This is a genomic window from Sphingobacterium sp. InxBP1 (assembly GCF_026191775.1).
GTDB classification, from domain to species: domain Bacteria; phylum Bacteroidota; class Bacteroidia; order Sphingobacteriales; family Sphingobacteriaceae; genus Sphingobacterium; species Sphingobacterium thalpophilum.
In genome coordinates this window covers 56,685-78,650 of record NZ_JAINDX010000040.1, presented here as the reverse complement: position 1 = coordinate 78,650, position 21,966 = coordinate 56,685, and the positions used below count along the sequence as shown (strand labels likewise).

Annotated in this window: 21 protein-coding genes; 10 read left to right on the top strand and 11 right to left on the bottom strand. The window is 44.5% G+C overall.

The genetic code is table 11. The annotated features are described in order from the left end of the window. Positions 1-153 precede the first annotated feature (153 nt). The 5 genes from dacB to K7A41_RS04730 all read left to right on the top strand — a co-directional run bounded on the left by dacB (position 154) and on the right by K7A41_RS04730 (position 7,183). On the top strand, positions 154-1,578 hold the full coding sequence (gene dacB / locus K7A41_RS04750) for a D-alanyl-D-alanine carboxypeptidase/D-alanyl-D-alanine-endopeptidase (RefSeq protein ID WP_265712801.1): 1,425 nt from the start codon (positions 154-156) through the stop codon (positions 1,576-1,578). 93 nt (positions 1,579-1,671) lie between these two features. Continuing rightward, a complete protein-coding gene (locus K7A41_RS04745) occupies positions 1,672-3,954 on the top strand; it encodes an NADP-dependent malic enzyme (protein ID WP_028072472.1) in 2,283 nt (760 codons plus the stop codon). Positions 3,955-3,984: 30 nt separating this feature from the next. Next, positions 3,985-4,566 carry a Holliday junction branch migration protein RuvA gene (gene ruvA / locus K7A41_RS04740; protein WP_028072471.1) on the top strand — a complete coding sequence of 194 codons (582 nt, stop codon included), beginning with the start codon at positions 3,985-3,987 and terminating at the stop codon, positions 4,564-4,566. 192 nt (positions 4,567-4,758) lie between these two features. Continuing rightward, positions 4,759-6,615: a beta-N-acetylhexosaminidase gene (locus K7A41_RS04735; protein WP_265712800.1), complete on the top strand. Its 1,857-nt coding sequence runs from the start codon at positions 4,759-4,761 to the stop codon at positions 6,613-6,615. Between the two features lie 94 nt (positions 6,616-6,709). Continuing rightward, the gene (locus K7A41_RS04730) at positions 6,710-7,183 is read left to right on the top strand and encodes a GAF domain-containing protein (protein ID WP_028072469.1); all 474 of its coding nucleotides are present in this window, start codon (positions 6,710-6,712) and stop codon (positions 7,181-7,183) included. Here K7A41_RS04730 and K7A41_RS04725 read toward each other — a convergent pair. The 11 genes from K7A41_RS04725 to K7A41_RS04675 all read right to left on the bottom strand — a co-directional run bounded on the left by K7A41_RS04725 (position 7,180) and on the right by K7A41_RS04675 (position 16,902). Beyond that, positions 7,180-8,085, bottom strand: a complete 906-nt coding sequence (locus K7A41_RS04725; protein ID WP_265712799.1) for a WD40 repeat domain-containing protein — start codon at positions 8,083-8,085, stop codon at positions 7,180-7,182. The genes K7A41_RS04730 and K7A41_RS04725 overlap by 4 nt on opposite strands. Positions 8,086-8,340: 255 nt before the next feature. After that, the gene (gene hisIE, locus K7A41_RS04720) at positions 8,341-8,925 is read right to left on the bottom strand and encodes a bifunctional phosphoribosyl-AMP cyclohydrolase/phosphoribosyl-ATP diphosphatase HisIE (protein ID WP_028072467.1); all 585 of its coding nucleotides are present in this window, start codon (positions 8,923-8,925) and stop codon (positions 8,341-8,343) included. 36 nt (positions 8,926-8,961) lie between these two features. After that, positions 8,962-9,714, bottom strand: a complete 753-nt coding sequence (hisF, locus tag K7A41_RS04715; protein ID WP_028072466.1) for an imidazole glycerol phosphate synthase subunit HisF — start codon at positions 9,712-9,714, stop codon at positions 8,962-8,964. Between the two features lies 1 nt (position 9,715). Continuing rightward, positions 9,716-10,468: a HisA/HisF-related TIM barrel protein gene (locus tag K7A41_RS04710; RefSeq protein ID WP_028072465.1), complete on the bottom strand. Its 753-nt coding sequence runs from the start codon at positions 10,466-10,468 to the stop codon at positions 9,716-9,718. A gap of 12 nt (positions 10,469-10,480) precedes the next feature. Beyond that, positions 10,481-11,080 carry an imidazole glycerol phosphate synthase subunit HisH gene (gene hisH / locus K7A41_RS04705; RefSeq protein WP_028072464.1) on the bottom strand — a complete coding sequence of 200 codons (600 nt, stop codon included), beginning with the start codon at positions 11,078-11,080 and terminating at the stop codon, positions 10,481-10,483. 182 nt (positions 11,081-11,262) lie between these two features. Continuing rightward, on the bottom strand, positions 11,263-12,402 hold the full coding sequence (gene hisB, locus K7A41_RS04700; protein WP_265712798.1) for a bifunctional histidinol-phosphatase/imidazoleglycerol-phosphate dehydratase HisB: 1,140 nt from the start codon (positions 12,400-12,402) through the stop codon (positions 11,263-11,265). Between the two features lie 4 nt (positions 12,403-12,406). After that, complete coding sequence (gene hisC / locus K7A41_RS04695) at positions 12,407-13,465, bottom strand: histidinol-phosphate transaminase (RefSeq protein ID WP_265712797.1); 1,059 nt, start codon at positions 13,463-13,465, stop codon at positions 12,407-12,409. 150 nt (positions 13,466-13,615) lie between these two features. Continuing rightward, positions 13,616-14,527, bottom strand: coding sequence for a ribonuclease Z (locus K7A41_RS04690; RefSeq protein WP_028072461.1), 912 nt, complete (start codon positions 14,525-14,527; stop codon positions 13,616-13,618). Between the two features lies 1 nt (position 14,528). Further along, positions 14,529-14,909, bottom strand: coding sequence for an STAS domain-containing protein (locus tag K7A41_RS04685; RefSeq protein ID WP_028072460.1), 381 nt, complete (start codon positions 14,907-14,909; stop codon positions 14,529-14,531). A 33-nt stretch (positions 14,910-14,942) separates the two neighbouring features. Beyond that, positions 14,943-15,893 carry a phosphoribosylaminoimidazolesuccinocarboxamide synthase gene (locus tag K7A41_RS04680; RefSeq protein WP_028072459.1) on the bottom strand — a complete coding sequence of 317 codons (951 nt, stop codon included), beginning with the start codon at positions 15,891-15,893 and terminating at the stop codon, positions 14,943-14,945. Positions 15,894-15,936: 43 nt separating this feature from the next. After that, on the bottom strand, positions 15,937-16,902 hold the full coding sequence (locus K7A41_RS04675) for a PhoH family protein (protein WP_028072458.1): 966 nt from the start codon (positions 16,900-16,902) through the stop codon (positions 15,937-15,939). A gap of 355 nt (positions 16,903-17,257) precedes the next feature. Here K7A41_RS04675 and K7A41_RS04670 point away from each other — a divergent pair, with 355 nt between their 5' ends. The 5 genes from K7A41_RS04670 (at position 17,258) to K7A41_RS04650 (ending at position 21,948) form a co-directional block, all read left to right on the top strand. Beyond that, complete coding sequence (locus tag K7A41_RS04670) at positions 17,258-18,046, top strand: SAM hydrolase/SAM-dependent halogenase family protein (protein ID WP_028072457.1); 789 nt, start codon at positions 17,258-17,260, stop codon at positions 18,044-18,046. Positions 18,047-18,169: 123 nt separating this feature from the next. Further along, entirely contained in the window at positions 18,170-18,730 is a 561-nt protein-coding gene (locus K7A41_RS04665) for a hypothetical protein (RefSeq protein ID WP_265712796.1), read from the top strand. A gap of 143 nt (positions 18,731-18,873) precedes the next feature. Beyond that, entirely contained in the window at positions 18,874-20,709 is a 1,836-nt protein-coding gene (locus K7A41_RS04660) for an ABC transporter ATP-binding protein (protein ID WP_265712795.1), read from the top strand. A 103-nt stretch (positions 20,710-20,812) separates the two neighbouring features. After that, the gene (locus K7A41_RS04655) at positions 20,813-21,211 is read left to right on the top strand and encodes a hypothetical protein (protein WP_028072455.1); all 399 of its coding nucleotides are present in this window, start codon (positions 20,813-20,815) and stop codon (positions 21,209-21,211) included. Between the two features lie 77 nt (positions 21,212-21,288). After that, positions 21,289-21,948 carry a heme exporter protein CcmB gene (locus K7A41_RS04650; RefSeq protein ID WP_265712794.1) on the top strand — a complete coding sequence of 220 codons (660 nt, stop codon included), beginning with the start codon at positions 21,289-21,291 and terminating at the stop codon, positions 21,946-21,948. Positions 21,949-21,966 lie beyond the last annotated feature (18 nt).

Sequence of the window (21,966 nt, the reverse complement as noted above, 5' to 3'; positions counted from 1 at the left end):
AGTTAGGATTTTTTAGAGTCGAATGCCTAACTTTAGGCCAAATAAAACAAACCGAGTAACCTGAGCACAATCGCCTACGTTGCATGCTCATATCGCTAAAGCTGTTATAAAAAAGATGACCGAACCGCGAGACTCGCAAAGAAATTATATGCCATGAAACAATTTTTATTATATTCCATTGCTTTATCCGCCTATGCGTCCACTGCGGTTACCGCTCCCCTGTTTGGGCAGGATATGCACACGAAAATCCAGGATGCCTACCTCAGCTTCCAGCAACAGGAAAACCTCCGGAATGGCATCAGCTCCTTCATTGTATTTGATGGAAATAGTGGTCAGACCATCTATGCGGCCAACGAAAACATTGGTCTGGCTACGGCTTCAACCATGAAGATCATCACCGCTGCCACGGCCTTAGACTTTCTGGGCAAAAACTACCAGTTTAAGACAACGCTATATTACACAGGTGCCGTGGATGAGCATGGAACGCTCAACGGCAACATCATCATCGCAGGTACCGGTGATCCCACCTTGGGCAGCCCCCGTTACCCTGAAACCAAAGAAGAAGTCGTTCTGAACAAATGGCTGGCAGCAATACAGCAAGCGGGGATCCGTAGTATAAACGGCTGCGTCATCGCTGATGACCGCCTTTATAACGGCAACCAACTGCCCGGCGGCTGGATATGGACCGATATGGGCAATTATTATGGTGCCGGAATTTCGGCCCTCAACTGGCGGGAAAACGCTTTTGGAGTAGAATTTAGTCCCGCAGACAAAATAGGGGCAAAAGCTGGAATCCTGCGGTACACCGCGCATATGCCTTATATAGAGATTATCAACGAGGTCACTACCGGTAAAACGGGAAGCGGCGACAACGTGTACGGTTATGCTGCCCCCTACTCTTCGAAAATATTCATGCGTGGCTCCTATGGCCAGGACCTGAAGAAAACCATTGAACTCGCTTCTCCGGATCCGGCATACGATCTTGCTTTTCAGCTGAACGAAATGCTGGCAGCACAAGGTATCATCGCTTCTGAGGCTCCTGCAACAGGTCGGAAGCTGGATTCTCTGGATCTTTCCCAAAAACAGACACTGGATGTACACCTCTCGCCAACATTGGATAAAATCGTCTACTGGTTTAACCAAAAAAGCATTAACCTCTATGGAGAAGCCCTGCTCAAAGCGATTGCTTATACCACGGCAGGTAAAACCGGAACGGATGATGGTGCGCATTATCTGCAGAAATATTGGAATGCCAAATTAGGTATTAAAGCGGCCGAACTAAATAGCCTTGACGGCTCAGGCCTATCGCCGCAAAATCGGGTGACTACTTTAGCCATGAATAAAATCATGCAATACGCACAGAAGCAATCCTGGTACCCTGTGTTCTACGAAAGCCTTCCGACTTATAACAACATGAAAATGAAAAGCGGAACAATCGGCGGCGTGCTAGGTTATACCGGTGTGCATACCAACAAAAATGGACAATCATTCACCTATACGCTCCTGGTCAACAATTATTCAGGATCTGCATCCAATATGCGTAAACAAATGTTTAAGTTGCTGGATGTTTTGAAGTAACAAGTTATTGTCTATTTATAATAAGATATTGGCAAATATTTCCATTTATCAAAAAGAATGATAGATTTGTAGCCTTAAATTAATAAAATCGCAATGAGTAACACTAATCGTAAACAGGCAGCGTTAAATTACCACTCAATGGGTAGACCTGGAAAAATAGCTGTTGTTCCGACCAAACCGACAAATTCGCAAAGAGACTTATCATTAGCATATTCTCCTGGCGTAGCAGAGCCATGTCTGGCTATTGCTGAGAACAAAGAAGATGCTTATAAATATACTGCAAAAGGTAACCTTGTTGCTGTAATCAGCAATGGTACTGCTGTATTGGGCCTAGGTGATATCGGCGCTCAGGCCGGCAAACCGGTCATGGAAGGTAAGGGCCTATTGTTCAAGATCTTCGCAGACATTGATGTCTTTGACATCGAAGTAGACACCAAAAATGTCGACGAATTCGTCAAGATCGTTAAAGCTTTGGAGCCGACATTTGGCGGGGTAAACCTCGAAGATATCAAAGCTCCCGAGTGTTTCGAAATTGAACGTCGCCTGAAAGAAGAGATGAATATTCCAGTCATGCACGACGACCAGCACGGTACTGCCATCATCTCAGGCGCGGCATTAATCAACGCTTGTGAAATCATCGGAAAAGATATTTCCAAAGTAAAAATTGTGGTGAACGGTGCCGGCGCTGCAGCAATGTCCTGTACAGCTATGTATATTTCGGTAGGCGCAAGCAAGGAAAATATCGTCATGCTGGACAGTAAGGGAGTCATCCGGACAGATAGAGAGCATTTGGACAGCATGAAAGCGCAGTATGCGACTGACCGTGATATTCGTACCTTAGCGGATGCCGTCAAAGACGCCGATGTATTTATCGGTTTATCTGCTGCCGATGTACTATCACCGGAAATGCTCCTGAGCATGGCTCCGAACCCGATAGTTCTGGCGATGGCCAATCCTAACCCTGAAATTGCCTACGACCTGGCAATGGCTACCCGCAATGATATTATCATGGGTACCGGCCGTTCAGATTACCCTAATCAGGTGAACAATGTCCTGGGCTTCCCATATATCTTCCGTGGCGCATTGGATGTGCGCGCAACAGCAATCAATGAGGAAATGAAAATCGCCGCTGTACGGGCAATTGCGGACCTGGCCAAACAACCTGTACCGGAGGAAGTCAATCAGGCTTACAATACCAACAATTTAAAATTCTCAGAAGAGTATATTATCCCGAAACCTACAGATCCACGCTTAATCACCGAAGTATCTATGGCTGTCGCCAAAGCAGCAATCGAGTCAGGTGTTGCGCAAACGGTCATCGAAGACTGGGATAAATACCGCGATACTTTACGTAAACGTCTGGGCAAAGATGACGCCATCATGCGCAACCTGACCATGGCGGCAAAAAGAGATCCAAAACGTGTTGTATTCGCCGAAGCCGACAATTACAAAACCCTGCGCGCAGCCCAAATCGTCAAAGAAGAAGGGATCGCAATCCCTATCCTCCTCGGCAAAAAAGAAAAAATTGAGCGCCTGATCCATGAATACGCGTTTGAATTGGACGGTGTGGACATCATTGACCCTGTTGCTGAAGTAGATGGCGAAACCGAACGCTCGAAGAAGTTTATCGAACATCTTTACACCAAAAGACAGCGTCGGGGCATCACCCGCTACGATGCACGTAAACTGATGTTTGACCGCAACTATTTCGGGGCATCGCTGGTCGAGTTTGGTGAAGCAGATACCTTGATTTCGGGTATGACCAAAAATTATGCAAACACTATCCGTCCTGCCCTGCATGTGATCGGTGCCAAGCCAGGCAGCCGAGTGGCCGGCATGTATATGATGCTGACAAAAAAAGGACCTATTTTCTTTGGGGATACCACGGTAAATGAAGATCCGACCGCACAAGAACTGGCGGATATTACATTACTTTTGGACAAGGCAGTCAAACGGATGAATATACAGCCTCGCATAGCCTTGCTTTCCTACTCTAATTTTGGTTCCAGTGAAGGAAAAACACCTACCAAGGTAAGAGAAGCGGCGCAGATCCTGCACGATAAACATCCTGAAATTATGGTTGACGGAGACTTACAGGCAAACTTTGCGCTCAACAGCGAGATGCTAACGGCCAACTTCCCTTTCAGCTGCCTGAATGGGCAATCGGCAAACACACTTGTATTTCCGAACCTTGAATCCGGCAACATTGCTTATAAGCTACTGCAGGAAGTGGGCGAAGCGGAAGCTGTGGGACCTATTCTCCTCGGCATGAATAAGCCTATCCACGTCCTGCAGCTGGACAGCTCAGTACGTGAAATCGTCAACATGGTTACCATCGCAGTCGTTGACGTACAGGCACATCTCAAAAATTTATAGAATAGCCTAAAATCTTGCTATATTCGTACTATGTACGAATATTTCAACGGAAAATTAGCATACAAAGCCCCCACTCATGTCATCATTGATGTGAGTGGGATTGGCTATTATGTCCACATCTCCCTTTATACTTTCTCTCAGATCAAGGATCAGGAAAATTGCAAATTATTTATATCCCTGCAGGTCAGAGAAGATTCACATACGCTATATGGATTCGCTACAGAAGGCGAAAAGAAACTGTTTGAAAATCTGATCTCCGTTTCTGGTATTGGTCCCAACACGGGCCGGATGATCCTGTCCTCTAATACCCCGGACGAAATACAGTCGGCTATCGTAAATGGTCAGGTCGCCTTGATCCAAAAGATCAAAGGAATAGGACCGAAAACGGCTCAGCGCCTCATTCTGGAACTTCAGGACAAACTGAAAAAACAGGGGGTCGAAGCATTATCCATGCCTGTACGTTCTCAATCCATACCAGATGAAGCCCTGTCTGCACTGGTGATGCTCGGATTCAATAAGCCTGCGGCCGAAAAGGTACTCAGTGCAATTTTGAAAACTGAGGGAGAACTCACGGTAGAAGATATGATCAAGCTGGCGCTCAAAAGACTATAAAAATCTTGATTCCAAAGGATGCTGCCACGATCATCCTATTAGTGCCGCACCACTACGATTTCGAAGGAGCCAAAGTGCAAGCCGATGATGAGGCAATGAAATTTATTACGGATATCGATTGTCGTCTTTTATTTGCTAAATCGTATTTATTCATTATTTTAGAGCTTCTTATTTTCAGTTATAATCTCACACATGAAAAAACTATTTTCCCTCGCGCTCGCTGTAGGTATTGGTGCAGCTGCATTTGCGCAGGACAAAAAGGACATCAGCCTAAACATCGTGCCTTTACCACAACAGGTACAGATCAAAAACGGATCGTTCAGAATCGATGCAAACACGAAAATTGCATTTGATGGTGAAGGCGACAAAAAAGTAGCCACCTTATTTCAGGAATTTTTAAAAAGTAACTATAACCTTAGCTTACCATTAGTAAAATCTCCAGGCAACAATAGTATCTATTTTTCCTCGAAAAATACGAACCTGACAAATGTCGAGGCCTATGCCCTTAACATCGGTGCTGACCGTATTATCGTCAGCGGTAAAAATGCCGGGCTGTTTTATGGCATGCAGTCGTTGATCCAGTTACTTCCGGTAGATAAACATGTAAACCTCGACATCCCGCAGGCCAGCATTCAGGATGAACCACGCTTTGCATACCGTGGACTTCATCTCGACGTCGGCCGACATTTCTTTCCCATAACATTTATCAAAAAGTACATTGACATCCTGGCTTCTTACAAACTGAATACGTTTCATTGGCACCTGACGGATGACCAGGGCTGGCGCATTGAGATCAAATCGCACCCAAAACTGACGCAGATTGGAGGATACCGCAAACAAACGCTTCTGGGTAACTATAAGACGGACGGTGATTACGATAATACACCTTATGGGGGCTTCTATACCCAGGAGCAGATCAAAGAAGTGGTCGCTTATGCCAAATCCAGATATGTGACGGTCATTCCAGAAATCGAAATGCCCGGCCATGCACTTGCAGCACTATCTGCCTATCCTGAATTAGGCTGCGGCGACAAGCCCGGCCCTTTCACAGCTGCGCAGACCTGGGGTGTATTTGATGATGTATTCTGTGCCGGAAAAGAAGAAACCTTCAAACTTTTGGAAGATGTCATCGATGAGGTCATACCGTTATTCCCCAGTGAATACATTCACATCGGTGGCGACGAATGCCCAAAAACACGATGGAAGACTTGTCCGCATTGTCAAAAAAGAATTAAAGACAACAACCTTAAAGATGAACATGAGCTACAGAGCTATTTCATCCAGCGTATGGAAAAATACATCAATAGCAAAGGCAAACGTATTATCGGCTGGGACGAAATTCTCGAAGGTGGCCTGGCTCCGAATGCCACTGTGATGAGCTGGCGTGGAGATCAGGGCGCCATCGAAGCTGCAAACCAAGGCCATGACGTCATTATCACTGCAAACAGCTATGGCCTTTATTTTGATCATAAACAGGGTCCGGATCAAAACCGTGAGCCGCTGAGCATTGGCGGACTGTCGAGCTTACAGAAAGTCTACGCATCGGATCCCATGCCGGGTAAAATATCCGAAAGCAACAAAAAGCACGTTTTAGGTGTACAAGCCAATGTGTGGACAGAATATATAGGCTCGTCCAATAAAGTAGAATTTACAATCCTGCCGCGTGTACTGGCACTGTCGGAAATCGCCTGGACACAACCAGAAAAGAAAAACTGGAAGAATTTCTCCGAACAGCGGGCGGCACGCCAGCTGGCGAAACTCGATCAGACCAGTACGTTCTACCGCGTACCTGAAGTCTACGGTATATCCGATACCACAATTTACGCTTCTGAATATACGGTAAGCGGACTAAAACCGTCAGTGGAGGGCGCCAAAATCTACTACACATTGGACAACTATGATCCGTCGGAGTTGGATATGGAATATACTGGTCCAGTGAAAATAACGGTTCCCAACAGCAAGGAGCGTATATTCAAGGCAGTGGTGGTTACCCCTTCCGGAAAACGGAGCAACTATATTCGGGTCAACATCGTCAACACAAAGAAATAATCACCTATAACTGATACAAAAGCGCTAATATTCTGTTAACTTTGACAGCTATTAGCGCTTTTTTATAGCACAGTTCTCAATTTAAACGATTTTTATGGCTGAAGACCTACGTATTGCTCAAGGCAGTAAGGAAGAACAATATCAAAATTTAATCCCACAGATCGGAGGATTAGTATTAGGAGAAAATAACCTGATTGCCAATCTTGCGAATATCGCTGCCGCTTTAAAGGAACAGTTTCATTTCTTCTGGGTGGGCTTTTATCTTGTGGATGCAGAGGAGCTGGTACTCGGTCCTTTCCAGGGGCCTGTCGCCTGTACCCGCATAAAAAAGGGAAAAGGTGTCTGTGGCAGTGCCTGGGCACAGGAGAAATCGCTGATAGTACCTGATGTGGACCAATTCCCGGGACATATCGCCTGCAGTTCCTTATCGCGATCTGAAATTGTGTTGCCTGTATATCAACAAGGAAAAATTATAGGCGTGCTGGATGTGGACAGTAGCGAACTGAACAGTTTCGATGAAATTGACGAAAAGTACCTGACACAAATACTGCAGCTGCTGGAGCCTTAGTCCGCATTAATTTCCCAGATTTTCACGAGTTTGTCATCGCCAGCACTAAAAAAATAATGGCCATCGTCCGACCAAGCACCTGCATTGACCGACAGATGATGGCCATCCTGCATCTTATCCCTGCTCATATTTCTCAATAGCGCAAAATCGGTAGCAGACCAAAATTTAACTGATTTATCACGGCTTACTGTAGCAAAAAATGGTTGATAAGGATGCGGATATATACCATATACCGTAAACAGATGGGGTACAAAAGAAAAATTATTGTGTAACTGTGCTATATCCGAAATGACCAGCTGTGCATCACGTCCACCGCTCAGCAGTTTATCCTGCAGAAAGGCCAAAGAAGTCGCGGGCATGCGATGTAATTGTACGCGATCCAGCAACTGAAAATCCTGTGCATCCAACAGGTAAACCCAACCGTCTTTATCTCCCAATGCCACTTTATTTTCATCCGCATCTACAGCGATGCTTCGTATCGTGGTCTGAGAAAGCTCACAGTCATAAATCGGCGTATAGGCATGCAGGTCAATCACATAAAGCCGGCCCTCTTCGCCCACTGCCAAAAGCTCATTTTTATGCCGGATAACAGTGATCGCGAAAATCGCTTTTTTGCCAAGCTGTAAACTCGCGACAAGCTTCTGCTCCTGCACATCGACAAAAAGCAGCTTTCCCTCCCGTAAGCCAATGGATAGAATGGATGTATCCGGAATTAACTTCAGCGCATAAACGGACGAACTGACTGCACAAAGAATACGTTTAAAACTATTTTTGTCGACATCCCATTCCACGACTCCTTTATCATTTCCTGCTGTAAAGAATGTATTCGGGTAATATCCTTTTTCCACTGAAAAAATTGGATTCCGGTGTCCCGGTAATGTCGCTCTTAATTTAATATCCATAATAATAATCCACAAACCTGCATACTGCTGCTGCATGACTGTTTTGCATCTGTTTCTCCCGCCACAAGAGTGTATAATCAGAACTGCCTCCAAGGCAAATAAAGCGCACAGCAAATAAGAAGTGCAGTATAACTACAAATATACTGCACTTCTCAGATTATTTTGTCATATCAACTTAAAGCCTTACGCCTGGTATTTTTTATCCAATGTGGAAGAGACTGCGGCGTATAGCACTGCCTTGCCGGTAAGAGTGCGTTATTGGTGTCTGCTTTCAAGATTTTTCGCTATTGTCTCCAGCGAAAATCCTTTCTCACGCAACAATACGATCAGGTGGAATAATAGGTCTGAAGTTTCATTGATAAAATCCTTATCCGTTTCCGTTAGGGCGGCAATAACTGTCTCGACTGCTTCTTCCCCCACTTTTTGCGCAATCTTGTTGATCCCGCGTGTACGCAGACGGTTGACGTACGATTCGTCCGACGGGTGTTCGAATCGCTGGTTTACGATGCGCTCAAGTTCCAACAAAAAATTCTGATTGAATTCGGTACCGAAACAGCTACGGCTTCCTGTGTGACAAGTCGGCCCCATGGGTTCGGCTTTGATCAGCACCGTATCCTGATCGCAATCCACATGAATACTCTTCACATTTAAAAAGTTTCCGCTCTCTTCGCCTTTTGTCCAGAGACGATTCTTGCTTCGGGAGAAAAAGGTCACTCGCTTTTCTGCCTGTGTCTTTTGCCATGCCTCCTCATTCATATAGCCCAGCATCAGTACTTCTAAGGTCTGGGCGTCCTGCACAATCACCGGAACAAGTCCGTCACCTTTTGCAAAATCTAACATGTTATGCGTAATTTTTATTTTTTACCTATATTTCCCTTATCTCACGACAATACCGTTATTGCGTAAAGTCTGCTTGAGATCTGGAATTAATATTTCCCCATAGTGGAATACCGAAGCCGCTAAAGCTGCATCCACTTTGGCCTGTTGAAATACATCAACAAAATGCTGTTGTGCTCCGGCGCCACCGGAGGCAATCAGTGGGATATGGATCTGATCATTGACTGTCCGTAAAAACTGGTTATCAAAACCATTTTTTGTTCCATCGTGATCCATTGAGGTGAGTAGTATCTCTCCTGCGCCACGCTCCTGTGCTTCCCGAATCCAGTCCACCGTATTTAGGTCCGTTTTGATACGTCCACCACTTAGATGAACAAAATCTTGCCCTTCAATAGAGCGTGTATCTACAGCAACCACAACAAACTGGGCACCAAACGCATTTGCCATCTGATTGATCAATCCGGGGTTGCGTACCGCAGCCGAATTAATAGAAATTTTATCTGCCCCCGCATTCAATAAGATGTCCGCGTCTTTGATTTCATTGATGCCACCCCCGATGGTAAATGGAATATTTACTTGACGTGCCACGGCCTTCACCAGATCAATCGTGGTCTTGCGTCCCTCATGCGTGGCTGTAATATCCAAAAACACCAGTTCGTCGGCTCCCTGCTGTGAATACGCATAGGCGAGCTCCACCGGATCCCCAGCATCGCGCAGGTCCACAAAGTTGACTCCTTTGACCGTACGTCCATCTTTCACATCCAGACAAGGAATTATCCGTTTTGCAAGCATGTTAAAATCTGATTAACGATTTAAGGTTCCAGTCCTTGACCTCATCTATGGAAATCCTATTTTCATAAATGGCTTTTCCAACCACAACAGACTCAATGCCCCCCAGTTCCTGAAGTTTTTTAATATCATCCATGGAACTGATACCGCCTGAAGCAATTAACTTAATGATAGGTGAATGATTCAGTAGCTTTTGGTACAATTCTACCCCCGCACCACCTAACTTTCCATCTTTACTGATGTCTGTACACAAGAATCTGAAAAAGCCCAGCGCCAGACATTTGTCAATATATTCGATCAATTTTATCGGTGAGCTTTCGAGCCATCCCGAATATTTGATGACCTCATCGAGTACGTCGATAGCGATCACAATATGGTCAGCATATTTCACTTTTCCCTCATTCAGTGTGGCGAGCTCCTCCAAAAAGGTAGGGTTCGTAATGGCCTGTGTACCGACAATAACCCGGTAGATACCTGCATCGACTAGTTCTTTTACTTTGTCGATACTCCTGACACCGCCTCCGTATTGGATTTTCATATCAGTCTTTTGAATAATATCAAACAGGTAGCCTTGATTGCTAAAGTCGCCTTTCGCACCATTCAAATCTATGATATGCACCAATTCGGTACCATTAGCGTGATAGTTTTCTATCTGAGCCTCTAGACTGATATCGTAAGTCGTAACCTCATTATAGTTACCCTCTCTTAAACGGACCACTTTTTTGTCCAAAACGTCAATTGCTGGAATGATATACATAATCGAATATTTTTAGTCAATTTGAATAGTTGAAAAATTGAGCAGCAACTGCTCTCCCGCTTTACCCGACTTTTCCGGGTGAAACTGTACCCCAAAGAAATTATCTTTAGCGATCGCTGCCGAAAACGGCACCCCGTAATCACATTGAGCAGCGGTATATCCCGCATCGAATTCTATATAATACGAATGCACAAAATAAAAATAAGTCTGATCTTCAATATTCGCAAATAAAGGATTATCTGCGGATATCGAAACACTATTCCAGCCCATATGGGGAACCTTGCCCGCGAGGCTGGAATTGAAATGTAACGTTTTCAGCGGAAATAGTTGCATCATCTCCGCATTGCCCTCCTCTGAAAATGCTGTTAGCAACTGCATGCCAACACAGATTCCAAGCACTGGCTTACGTAATTTTTTTATAGAAGGCACAAGCCCTGATTCCTGCAGTTTCTGCATTGCAGCCCCGGCATGACCTACGCCAGGAATAATAATGCGATCATACAGATCGATTTCCTCCGCTTTGTTGATCATGCCGTAAGCAAGCCCTACACGATCTAACGCAGCCGTCAAAGAAAAAATATTCCCAGCACCGTAATTTATAATTCCTATCATCTTTTAGTACCGCTAATATAGCTTCCTACATTTACCCTTTATCACCAGGACGACCCAAAGTCTCCCACCATTTTTACGTTATAACTTTCTAACAAGAGTATCTGCATAAATGTTTAGTGGGATCACAAGAGATTTACCCCCCTACTAGTCACCGCCGTAACGTCGATAACATTATTCCTTAATTAGAGAACTCCTTTTGTGCTCGGCAATTGCATATGATCTGCGTCCCGCCGCACAGCTTTTTTTATGGATTTGGCAAAAGCTTTAAAAATCGCCTCTATTTTATGGTGTTCATTTTCACCTTCTGCCTTGATGTTGAGGTTTGAGCGCGACGCGTCGGAAAACGACTTAAAAAAATGGAAAAACATTTCTGTAGGCATATCTCCGATCTTTTCGCGTTTAAACGCAGCATCCCAGACAATCCAGTTACGGCCACCAAAATCGAGGGCCACTTGCGCCAGACAATCGTCCATGGGCAACGTATAGGCATAGCGTTCAATACCACGTTTGTCTCCCAATACCTTTAAAAACACCTCTCCGAGGGCAATTCCCGTATCTTCGATGGTGTGATGCTCATCGATGTGAAGATCGCCTTTGGCTTGTATGGTCAGATCAAGAGCGCCATGTCTCGCCAGCTGGTCCAGCATATGGTCAAAAAACGGCAGTCCAGTATCGATATCCGATCTGCCCGAGCCATCCAAATTTAACTGAATAAAAATATCCGTCTCATTTGTCTTCCGATGATGCTCTCCTGTGCGTGTACCGAGTTTGAGGAATTCGTAAACAGCCTTCCAGTCAGTCGTCTCCAAGGCGACCACAGCCGGATCAATAGCTACGTTCTCCAAAGCACCCAACTGATCGTTGGCACGTAACCAGATGGCTTTAGCACCAAGATTCTGCGCTAACTTCACGTCATTTACCCGGTCTCCAATGACAAATGAATGGCTTAAATCATATGCTGAACGGTCAAAATACTCACCAAGCATGCCAATCCCCGGCTTACGCGTCTCCGCATTCTCATGGGGAAAAGTCTTGTCTATATGTTCCTTCGCAAATACTACACCTTCTCCCGCAAACGTATCGATCACAAAACGATGCACAGGCCAGAAATTTTCCTCCGGATGGGAAGGAGTACCTAAACCATCTTGGTTGGACACCAAGATCAATTCAAAATCTAGTTCCTTTGCAATGCGTGGCAGATACTGTAAAGCACCCGGATAAAACTTCAATTTGGAAAAAGAGTCGATCTGCTCATCCTCTGGTTCCAGAATTAATGTCCCGTCACGGTCGATAAACAGTAAACGTTTTAAGTTATCAGGCATAGTATTATTTATTGATTTGATTAAGTTTTTCCAACAATATTTGATTTTCGGTGGGCGTACCCACGGTAATCCGCAAACAACCTTCACAGAGTTCGACTTTGGAACGGTCCCGCACAATGATACCGTGCTGAACCAGGTAGTCGTAGACTGCCCGCGGTTCACTCATTTTGACGAGAATAAAGTTGGCATCTGATGGGGTGATATGATGTACATAGTCCAGTTCAAGCAATTCGCGCACCAATTTTTCGCGCTCAGCGACAGTCTCTTTAATCCAGTCGTTGACCTGCTCTACGTTATCCAAGGCTTCCAGTACAATATCCTGTGTCGCCTGATTGATATTATATGGCGGTTTAATTTTATTGTAAACAGCGATAATCTCTTTACTGGCAAACGCCATCCCTAGGCGCAATGCCGCCAGCCCCCATGCTTTGGATAAGGTCTGTAATACCACCAGATTGGGATATTCTGCTAGCTCTTGGGTGAACGATCGCACCGCCGAAAAATTTATATAAGCTTCATCGACGACCACAATTCCCTGAAAATTATTCAAAAGCGTTTCAATATCCTGACGGCGAATGGAATTTCCAGTAGGATTATTTGGCGAACAGATAAAGATCAGTTTGGTATGTGCATCGATTGCGGCAGCGATACCATCAAGATCCAGTTGATAATCTGCTGTTAAATTTACTTTCTTGAAGGCTACATCATTGATATTCGCGGACACTTCATACATTCCATAGGTCGGTGGCACTAAGATCACATTGTCCAACCCCGGTGTACAAAATGCACGGTATAAAATATCTATTGCCTCATCACTACCGTTGCCCAGGAAAATATTTTCGGCCGGAACCCCCTTTATTTTGGAAAGTTTGGCTTTAACTTGATGCTGGAGGGGGTCGGGATAGCGGTTGTAATCATGGTTTAGCGGGGATCCAAAAGGGTTTTCATTGGCGTCGATCAATATGGACGCTTCTCCTTTAAATTCATCTCTCGCGGACGAATAAGGTACGAGCTTCTTAATGTTTTCCCGTAATAGGTTGTTTAAGTTGAATGGATTATCCATTATAAAAAAATTAGAGCCGTAAACTTAGATAAATTGTTTATTAAATCCAATACAATAAACATTTTATTCGTAGTGGCTTATTTCCGGCTGGGTCGCTGTATTGTTCGTCAAGAGAGCACGCCAGCGTTAGGAGAGTACATGAGGCAGAAGCTAGACAGTAAACCACCTACCTTCGACCGACAGTTCGGCACGCGGAAATACCGAACGCGCTTCTTCCAATAGTGGATTTAAATCGCGATAACGGGCAGAATAATGGCCCAGTAGTAGTTTTTTTGCCTGTGTTTCGAGCGCAATCTCTCCGGCCTCAAGCGCTGTGGTGTGGAACGTCTCCTTCGCCCGGTCCGCCATATCATGCAAAAATGTTGACTCATGGTAGATTAAGTCAGCTCCCTGGATATAAGGAAGATACTCCGGTGTACGTACAGTATCCGAACAATAAACATAGCTCCGGGATTTCGGCGCCGGCAGGCTCAACTCATCCGCTTTATAGACCTTACCGTTTTCGTCCACATAATCCATCCCTTTTTTTATTGCAGGATAATAAACTGTCGGAATCTGCAGGGCTTGCACCACATCGCCCAGCAAAGTGCGGGCACGCGGTCCCTCATCAAATCGAAATCCTGTACAGGCAATGCGATGTTTTAATGGAAAGGTGCTTACTCTGAGCGTTCTGTTTTCGAAAATTACGCCCGGTGTATCCGGTGAAATCGCATGAAAAACCAAATTATAGCGCAATACCGTTTCCGAATGCAGGAATTGAATATCCAAGATTTCCTTCAAAGCTGCCGGTCCATATAAATGGAGATCACTCTTGCGTCCGACGAGATGCATCGATGAAAGCAGCCCCACCAGGCCCAGATAATGATCCCCATGTAAATGACTGATAAAAATATGCCCTATTCGATTGCTTTTAATACCGTACCTGCTGAGTTGCATCTGGGTTCCTTCTCCGCAGTCAATTAAAAACAACTGTTCATTAAAGTTCAGCACCTGGCTAGTTGGATGGCGATCAAACATGGGTGTCGCCGAACTATTTCCTAAAATCAGAACTTCAAACTTCATATTAATCCTCGATTGCCCCCCGATATTCGGATTCCAGTTCGTGCGCAAAGATCAGATCTTCAGCAACCTTGAGCGAAGCTGCGATCTTAAGCGACTTGTCGAGATGGGACACACGGACCATATCCATCAGCGCGGGGCAGAGATTAACCAAAATAAATATACCACCAACCGACTGACATAAACGATGGGCCAATATCCCCAAACGGATACCTACTTCATCTGTCTTTTGGACATGGATCATGTCCAACACAATATTGCGCTGCCCTATCGTATTGCGCAACAAAAACTCTCCTTTAAGCTTCGCGGCGTTCTCCGCGTCTATCACTTCCACATGAGGCTCTATGACAATATAGCGATCGTGTTTATCAATAGTATACTTCATAAGTCTGTCTCCTTTGTTTGAGGACACAATGTACTAATAATTTAGCTCTTTTAAAGCCTTTGTCACATTTCTTTCTACACGTTCAAGCACATCCTCCTGATCCGGATAAACAAATTTTTCACCGACAATATGCTCATAGAGCTCGATATAACGTTCAGAGATGGACGCAACAATTTCGTCTGTCATCTCAGGTATCACCTGCCCGTCTTTACCCTGAAACCCATTTTCAATCAACCACTTACGAACAAATTCTTTGGACAGCTGCTTCTGTGGCTCCCCTTTCTCCTGACGTTCCTGATAGCCCTCGGCATAAAAATACCGGGATGAATCGGGGGTATGGATCTCGTCGATCAGTACGATCTGACCGTCTTTTTTTCCAAACTCATATTTGGTGTCTACCAGTATTAATCCCCTTTGCGCAGCGATTTCGGTACCCCGCTGAAACAAAGCTTTGGTATATTTTTCCAATTGTATATAGTCCTCCTCGCTGACAATTCCTTTTTTGAGGATATCTTCCCGCGAGATATCTTCGTCATGCCCTACTGCAGCCTTTGTCGTTGGTGTGATGATCGGCGCAGGTAACTTATCATTCTCTTTTAGTCCTTCGGGAAGGGCTTCACCGCAGACTTCGCGTTTGCCGGCAGCATATTCGCGCCATGCATGCCCCGAGAGATAACCACGGATCACCATCTCTACTTTAAACGGCTCGCACATCTGACCGATGGTCACACTTGGGTCTGGCACCGACACCACCCAATTGGGAATAATATCGGCCGTAGCCTTTAAAAATTTGGCAGCAATCTGATTCAGCACCTGCCCCTTATAGGGGATCGGACGCGGCAGTACCACGTCAAACGCAGATATACGGTCCGAAGCGACCATCGCCAGATACGTATCGGCAATCGTATACACGTCCCGTACTTTCCCTCTATAAAATGCGGTTTGATTGTCGAAATTGAAATTTGTTTCTTTTATAGCGTTCATGTTCAAAGTAAATTCAAAAAATAATTAAATGATGCATCGCCGGTTAAATATCGCCGTAGGCTTCCAGTATGCGGCGTACTAATTTATGCCGCACCACATCGCCACCACTGAGATGAATAATGTCTATTCCTTCAATATTGTCCAACAAGCGTATGGCCGTTGACAAACCAGATTGATTTTTTTTAGGTAAATCGACTTGTGTCATGTCCCCCGTGACAATAAATTTTGCTGTCGGCCCCATACGTGTCAAAAACATCTTGAGCTGCATATCTGTGGCATTTTGAGCTTCATCCAAAATGACAAAGCAATTGTCCAGTGTACGACCGCGCATAAATGCCAAAGGCGCGACTTCTATCGTACGGTTTTCCAGATAGCCTTTTAATTTCTCGGCAGGAATCATATCGTCGAGTGCATCGTAAAGCGGCCGTAAGTACGGGTCGACTTTCTCTTTGAGGTCACCGGGCAGGAATCCTAAGTTCTCTCCTGCTTCCACAGCAGGCCTGGTCAGAATTATCCGCTTAATTTCCTTGTTCCGTAATGCTCTGACAGCCAAAGCTACCGCTGTATAGGTTTTTCCTGTACCTGCCGGACCGATCGCAAATAAGATATCATTTTTGGAAATACTGTCCACCATTTTACGCTGATTAGGTGTCCGCGCACGTACGATCAGGCCGTTTGGACCGTAGACAATGGGCTCCGAACCAAACGCAGCATGCTGTGCTGAGAGCTCCTTCTCCTGCTGTGCCGCGGAACCGGCACTCGCGCCAAGGAGATTTTCAAAATCCAGCAGCGTGATGTTGTTATATTTTTCCAGGTGAGCCATGACTGCCTTAAATGACTGCTCGAACAGCTCCAGCTCCTTCGCATCGCCCAACACCTTCATTTCGTTTCCTCGAGCAACAATTCTCAGTTTTGGGAACTGTTTCTTTAAATAATCAAAGTGCTCATTGTCTGCCCCCCATAGTATGGGTAAATTCAGACCATCTAATGCAATTAGTAATTCGTTCAAATTTTATCTATTTAGAATTCTTTAGATTGTAGCGATCACACAAAAGCTCCTCTGCATAATACTATTCAAAATTAACGTATTCTATTGAGAAAACATGCCACCGCCGAGAGATTTTTACAAAAAGAAAAACAAACTTTCTTTTTGCATTTGTCCGCGAATCGCCTCTATTTTAAAGCGCTTATAAGAGTCCACAAAAGATTTCTTTACATCATAGATATGCGCTATGTTTGTGGATATCAACCGAAAAAAAATATATTCAAAATAAGTTCTTCGATTAGCTTTACAAATCAGCTGATAAATAGTAATTTTGCTCTCTATTTGATTAGATTTTGAGCGAAAAAATAGGCGAAAGGGAATGGCAGTAATTACGTTAACAACAGATCTCGGACATAAGGATTTTTACCAGGCGGCGTTAAAAGGGAGTCTTTTATCGCAGTTGTCTGACGTTAATATTGTTGACATCACACATGAAATCCCCGCATTCAACATTCCTCGGGCAGCTTTTGTCCTCGGCAATGCTTATCATTATTTCCCCAAGGGCACCGTACATATTATTGGCATCAACACTTTATTCCATGAAGAATCCAAATATATCGGCATGAAATACAATGATCATTATTTCGTCGGTGCAGACAATGGTATCTTCAGCTTGTTGTTAAACGGAAATGATCCGCAGGAATTATACGAGCTTAACTTAATGCAGGATCTGAGATACCTACATTTTCCCCTGGCCGACATCCTTTCCAAGTCGGCTTGCCATATTGCAAAAGGAGGAAAATTGAAAGATGTGGGCACCCCCATCCATCAACTGATTGAAAAAGTAACTTTGCAGCCCATCTTCGACAAGGACATGATCAGAGGCAATGTCATCTACGTCGATTCGTTTGGCAATGCCATTACCAATATTTCCAAAGACCTCTTCAATAAAGTACAAAAAGGCCGTAACTTCGTCTTGTACTTTAAACGAAATGAAACAATCACCAATCTGTCCTGGCATTATAATGAAGTCGGGGAAGGTGAAAAATTGTGTTTGTTTGGGATAAGCAACTACTTGGAAATTGCCATCAATAAGGGAAACGCAAGCCAGCTTTTAGGCCTCCACGACGATGACTCCAACGTCATCCGCATAGAATTTAAAGATTAATTCCCAACTTTTACCAAGGTCAGCTGTTTATGTTTCGGACAGACATCCGAAATGGCGAAAGCACACCGTAATCCAACACTTGGGCTACTCGCGTAATATTAATTTAAATTGATCGTTGAAGTCATGATGAAATTCTCAAAAATCCTTCTTGTATTGGCATACGTATGCTGCTGTCTTGTGCCCGTCGCTGCACAGGAAAATGCAGATTCCAGTGCTTTTGAGGTGCAGCGCAAGCGCGTCAACGACCTGCTTGATGCCCGCCAGCAAAAATTTGGCGCCTATGACAGCAGCCTTACCCAGAAATCGGGGCTGTTTGGCTTATTCAAGTCCAAAGGAGATATGCAGAAGAGCATTGATATCCTCAAAGATATTGTCATCACGGATAACAACATCTTTTTGGAAACGCAGAAGCTACTTAAAATCAAAGACTTTGAAAAAGACAAATATCAGCAACTGGCCACAGATTACGATAAACAGGTCTCAGCTTACATTGGTACCATAAACAAGCTCCAGCGGGAGAATGACAAGCTGCGCCAGCAAGCAGGCCAGACCGAAGGGTCCCCGTTGGGTCTTATCTGGGGATATGTATCCCTTGCCGCAATCTTTATTTTAGGCTTTTTGCTGTACCGCAGTAATAAACGGAAGCTGATGTCAAAAGATAATGGCGTGTCCGGAGTCTCCTAGCGTCGCCTTTAGCCTTTGATGCAAATCCTCGCCCCTACTTTCTGTCAAAAATGGAATGGGGTAAAAAATTGACCGAAGTATGATAGCAAAATATTTTTAATCTCGCTACATTTGTCCTCGCAACAAAATTTGAAGTAGCGGATATGGCAAGAGGATTCAATAGCGGCAACAAACAAGAAGAAGATCTACCAAAACCAAAGTTAAATAAAGAACTCCTTTTACGGGCATCGAAAATATTGACCTATCTCAGGCCTTATAGGGTTAAATTTGGCGTGGGTATGTTTTTTTTGGTATTGTCCAGCCTGTCCATGCTGGCGTTTCCGGCCCTGCTTGGCGCCATGATAGATGCTGCCCAGGGCAAACAAACTTATCCCTGGCTTCAGGCAGAAGTCTATTACATCGGGGGAATTGCCTTTGTTATCCTTTCTTTCACTTCTATTGTATCTTTTTTTCGAATCCGCATTTTCGTGGAGATTGCTGAGCGTGCGCTGGCTCAGGTCCGGAAAGACACCTATCATAAGCTGATTTCCTTACCTATCGAATTTTTTGCCAACCGCCGTGTTGGCGAATTAAACAGCAGGCTTTCTGCGGATTTGTCCCAAATTCAGGATACCCTCACAACTACGCTGGCCGAAATCTTACGCCAATTGATCAGTCTTTGCTTCGGGGTATTTCTGCTGGTATGGGTCTCCCCCAAACTGGCATTAATGAATCTTTGCATCCTTCCGGTCATTGTCGTTGCTGCCATTGTCTTTGGTAAATTTATTCGTGAGCTGTCGCGGCAGGCTCAGGATAAAATGGCTGAATCCAACAGCATTGTCCAGGAAACGCTGCTTGGCATCAGTAATGTCAAAGCTTTTGTCAATGAATACTTTGAGTTCAGCCGGTATAGCAACCAAATGGACTCCGTCGTCAAGCTCGCCGTTCGTGGTGCGACATTCCGTGGTGCATTTGCATCATTTATTATCTTCTGCATTTTTGGAGCCGTGATTGCCGTCATCTGGTATGGTGCAGCGCTGGTATCCATTCATGAGATGTCTGTGGGAGATCTGACCACTTATATACTCTATTCCATGTTTGTGGCAGGATCCATGGGCACTTTTCCTGAACTCTACGCCAATATCCAACGCTCACTGGGTGCCAGCGAACGGATTCTGGAAATTCTCGACGAGCCTCAGGAAAAGATCAAAGTCGAACCTACTTGCAAAGATATCGGCAAAAAAATGAGCGGGAGCCTCAGTTTTAACCATGTAGCATTTGCTTACCCAAGCCGGCCCGATGTGCAGATCTTAAAGGATATCAACTTCACTGCCCATGCAGGTGATAAGGTAGCCATTGTGGGCCCCAGTGGAACCGGCAAATCAACGATAGCCTCTTTAATCCTCCAATTTTACAAGGCCAATAGCGGTGAAATCCGATACGATGGCAAGCCGGCTTCGGATTTCGAACTCTGCGATATACGGAACCAGGTTGCTATTGTACCGCAGGACGTACTGCTGTTTGGCGGAACGATTCGTGAGAACATTGCTTACGGCAAGCTGGACGCCGCTGATGACGAAATCATGGCCGCAGCCAAACGGGCCAATGCCCATCAGTTTATCCTGAACTTTCCCGAAGGATACGATACCATCGTCGGTGAACGGGGCGTAAAATTGTCGGGCGGCCAACGTCAGCGCATCGCTATAGCCCGAGCATTGCTCAAAGACCCCGCCATCCTTATTCTGGATGAAGCAACCTCTTCCCTGGACTCCGAATCAGAAAGACAGGTGCAGGACGCACTCGAAGAATTGATGCGAGGCCGTACATCGATCATCATTGCACATAGGCTATCTACGATCGTCGATGCAGATAGAATTATTGTTATCGAAAATGGCATCGTATCCGAAAGCGGCACTCATTTCGAACTTTTACAGAAAGCAAATGGTCTGTATCAGCACCTCTACACCCTGCAGTCCAAACAGCAAAAAGTAGATATGTAAAATTTTGTTAATTATCCATTCTTTTTAAACAAATTCTCCTAGTGATTGTTCATTTGGTATCATACTTGATTATCATTTGAATACATAACAAAATAGAAGAATTATGAAAAATAGCAAAAATGGATTAGTGGCATTTGCTTTGGTAGGATTGGCTGCGGGAGCTGCTGCATGGTATCTTTTAGGAACCGATGACGGAAAAAAACAGTTAGATCGTGCAAATGATGGCATCAAAAGCTTAACTAAGTCATTGAAGGAACTTTCTAAAAAAGAAGCTAAGAAAGCACAAAAATTGGCCAACAGAGCTTCCGCCGAATTGGATAGCCTCAAAAATAAAGCACAGGCCGCGTTCAGTAAAGCTTCTGAAGATGCAGATGCGCTGAAAAACAAAGCAAAAGAGGCCGGCAGAGAGGCGTTGGATCATGCCAATAATGCCGCGCAGAATTTGGCCAGCAAGATCGACAATACAACCGATGCAGCTAAATCAAAAATTTCTAATGCATAAGTAAAAAAGTATTTTTTTAAGAACTGACGGGTTTATGCTTCTTTAATGGTCAGAATACATTCGTATCTTTGTCCCATATGACTTTACTGCAACAGGTTAAAACCCTAATTCTTAAGGATATTATTCTGGAATGGCGATCAAAGTATGCCATTAACGGAATCCTGCTATATGTCGTATCTACTGTATTTGTTTGTTATCAGGCATTCAAATCGGTAGATTCGACCGTTTGGAACGCTCTCTTCTGGATTATCATGCTGTTTGCATCCATCAATGCCATCAACAAAAGTTTCGTTCAGGAAAACCCCAGCCGGCAACTTTACTATTACTCCCTCGTTGATCCCAAAGCGATCATTCTTGCCAAAGTCATTTATAATATGTTACTGATGGTCCTGCTGGCCTCGATCGCCTTTGCATTCTATTCGGTTATTTTTAAAAATCCGCTTGGGGATCCCCTACTCTATTTTACAGCTGTCATACTCGGTAGCATCAGCTTTGCCAGTGTATTTACCATGATCTCTGGCATAAGTTCCAAAGCTGGGAATAACAGTACCTTGATGGCCATTTTAAGTTTCCCGGCAATCATCCCTCTACTGATTGTATTGATCAAGCTTTCACGTCATGCAATGGAAGGTCTGGAAAGGGCTTCCAGCGCAAAAGAAATAATCGTATTACTCGCAATTAATGTAATCACCGTCACTATTTCTTTATTGTTATTTCCGTACCTTTGGCGAGATTAGGTTGTAGAATCGAAAACA

Excerpts from the sequence above, each read along its gene's own strand:
- hisH (WP_028072464.1), bottom strand. The coding sequence starts at position 11,080 with ATGATAGGAATTATAAATTACGGTGCTGGGAATATTTTTTCTTTGACG.
- K7A41_RS04730 (WP_028072469.1), top strand. The coding sequence starts at position 6,710 with ATGGCTGAAGACCTACGTATTGCTCAAGGCAGTAAGGAAGAACAATAT.
- K7A41_RS04670 (WP_028072457.1), top strand. The coding sequence starts at position 17,258 with ATGGCAGTAATTACGTTAACAACAGATCTCGGACATAAGGATTTTTAC.
- K7A41_RS04690 (WP_028072461.1), bottom strand. The coding sequence starts at position 14,527 with ATGAAGTTTGAAGTTCTGATTTTAGGAAATAGTTCGGCGACACCCATG.
- hisC (WP_265712797.1), bottom strand. The coding sequence starts at position 13,465 with ATGGATAATCCATTCAACTTAAACAACCTATTACGGGAAAACATTAAG.
- K7A41_RS04710 (WP_028072465.1), bottom strand. The coding sequence starts at position 10,468 with ATGTATATCATTCCAGCAATTGACGTTTTGGACAAAAAAGTGGTCCGT.
- K7A41_RS04735 (WP_265712800.1), top strand. The coding sequence starts at position 4,759 with ATGAAAAAACTATTTTCCCTCGCGCTCGCTGTAGGTATTGGTGCAGCT.
- K7A41_RS04745 (WP_028072472.1), top strand. The coding sequence starts at position 1,672 with ATGAGTAACACTAATCGTAAACAGGCAGCGTTAAATTACCACTCAATG.
- K7A41_RS04650 (WP_265712794.1), top strand. The coding sequence starts at position 21,289 with ATGACTTTACTGCAACAGGTTAAAACCCTAATTCTTAAGGATATTATT.
- hisB (WP_265712798.1), bottom strand. The coding sequence starts at position 12,402 with ATGCCTGATAACTTAAAACGTTTACTGTTTATCGACCGTGACGGGACA.
- hisF (WP_028072466.1), bottom strand. The coding sequence starts at position 9,714 with ATGCTTGCAAAACGGATAATTCCTTGTCTGGATGTGAAAGATGGACGT.
- K7A41_RS04725 (WP_265712799.1), bottom strand. The coding sequence starts at position 8,085 with ATGGATATTAAATTAAGAGCGACATTACCGGGACACCGGAATCCAATT.
- K7A41_RS04665 (WP_265712796.1), top strand. The coding sequence starts at position 18,170 with ATGATGAAATTCTCAAAAATCCTTCTTGTATTGGCATACGTATGCTGC.
- K7A41_RS04685 (WP_028072460.1), bottom strand. The coding sequence starts at position 14,909 with ATGAAGTATACTATTGATAAACACGATCGCTATATTGTCATAGAGCCT.
- K7A41_RS04660 (WP_265712795.1), top strand. The coding sequence starts at position 18,874 with ATGGCAAGAGGATTCAATAGCGGCAACAAACAAGAAGAAGATCTACCA.
- K7A41_RS04655 (WP_028072455.1), top strand. The coding sequence starts at position 20,813 with ATGAAAAATAGCAAAAATGGATTAGTGGCATTTGCTTTGGTAGGATTG.
- ruvA (WP_028072471.1), top strand. The coding sequence starts at position 3,985 with ATGTACGAATATTTCAACGGAAAATTAGCATACAAAGCCCCCACTCAT.
- K7A41_RS04680 (WP_028072459.1), bottom strand. The coding sequence starts at position 15,893 with ATGAACGCTATAAAAGAAACAAATTTCAATTTCGACAATCAAACCGCA.
- hisIE (WP_028072467.1), bottom strand. The coding sequence starts at position 8,925 with ATGTTAGATTTTGCAAAAGGTGACGGACTTGTTCCGGTGATTGTGCAG.
- dacB (WP_265712801.1), top strand. The coding sequence starts at position 154 with ATGAAACAATTTTTATTATATTCCATTGCTTTATCCGCCTATGCGTCC.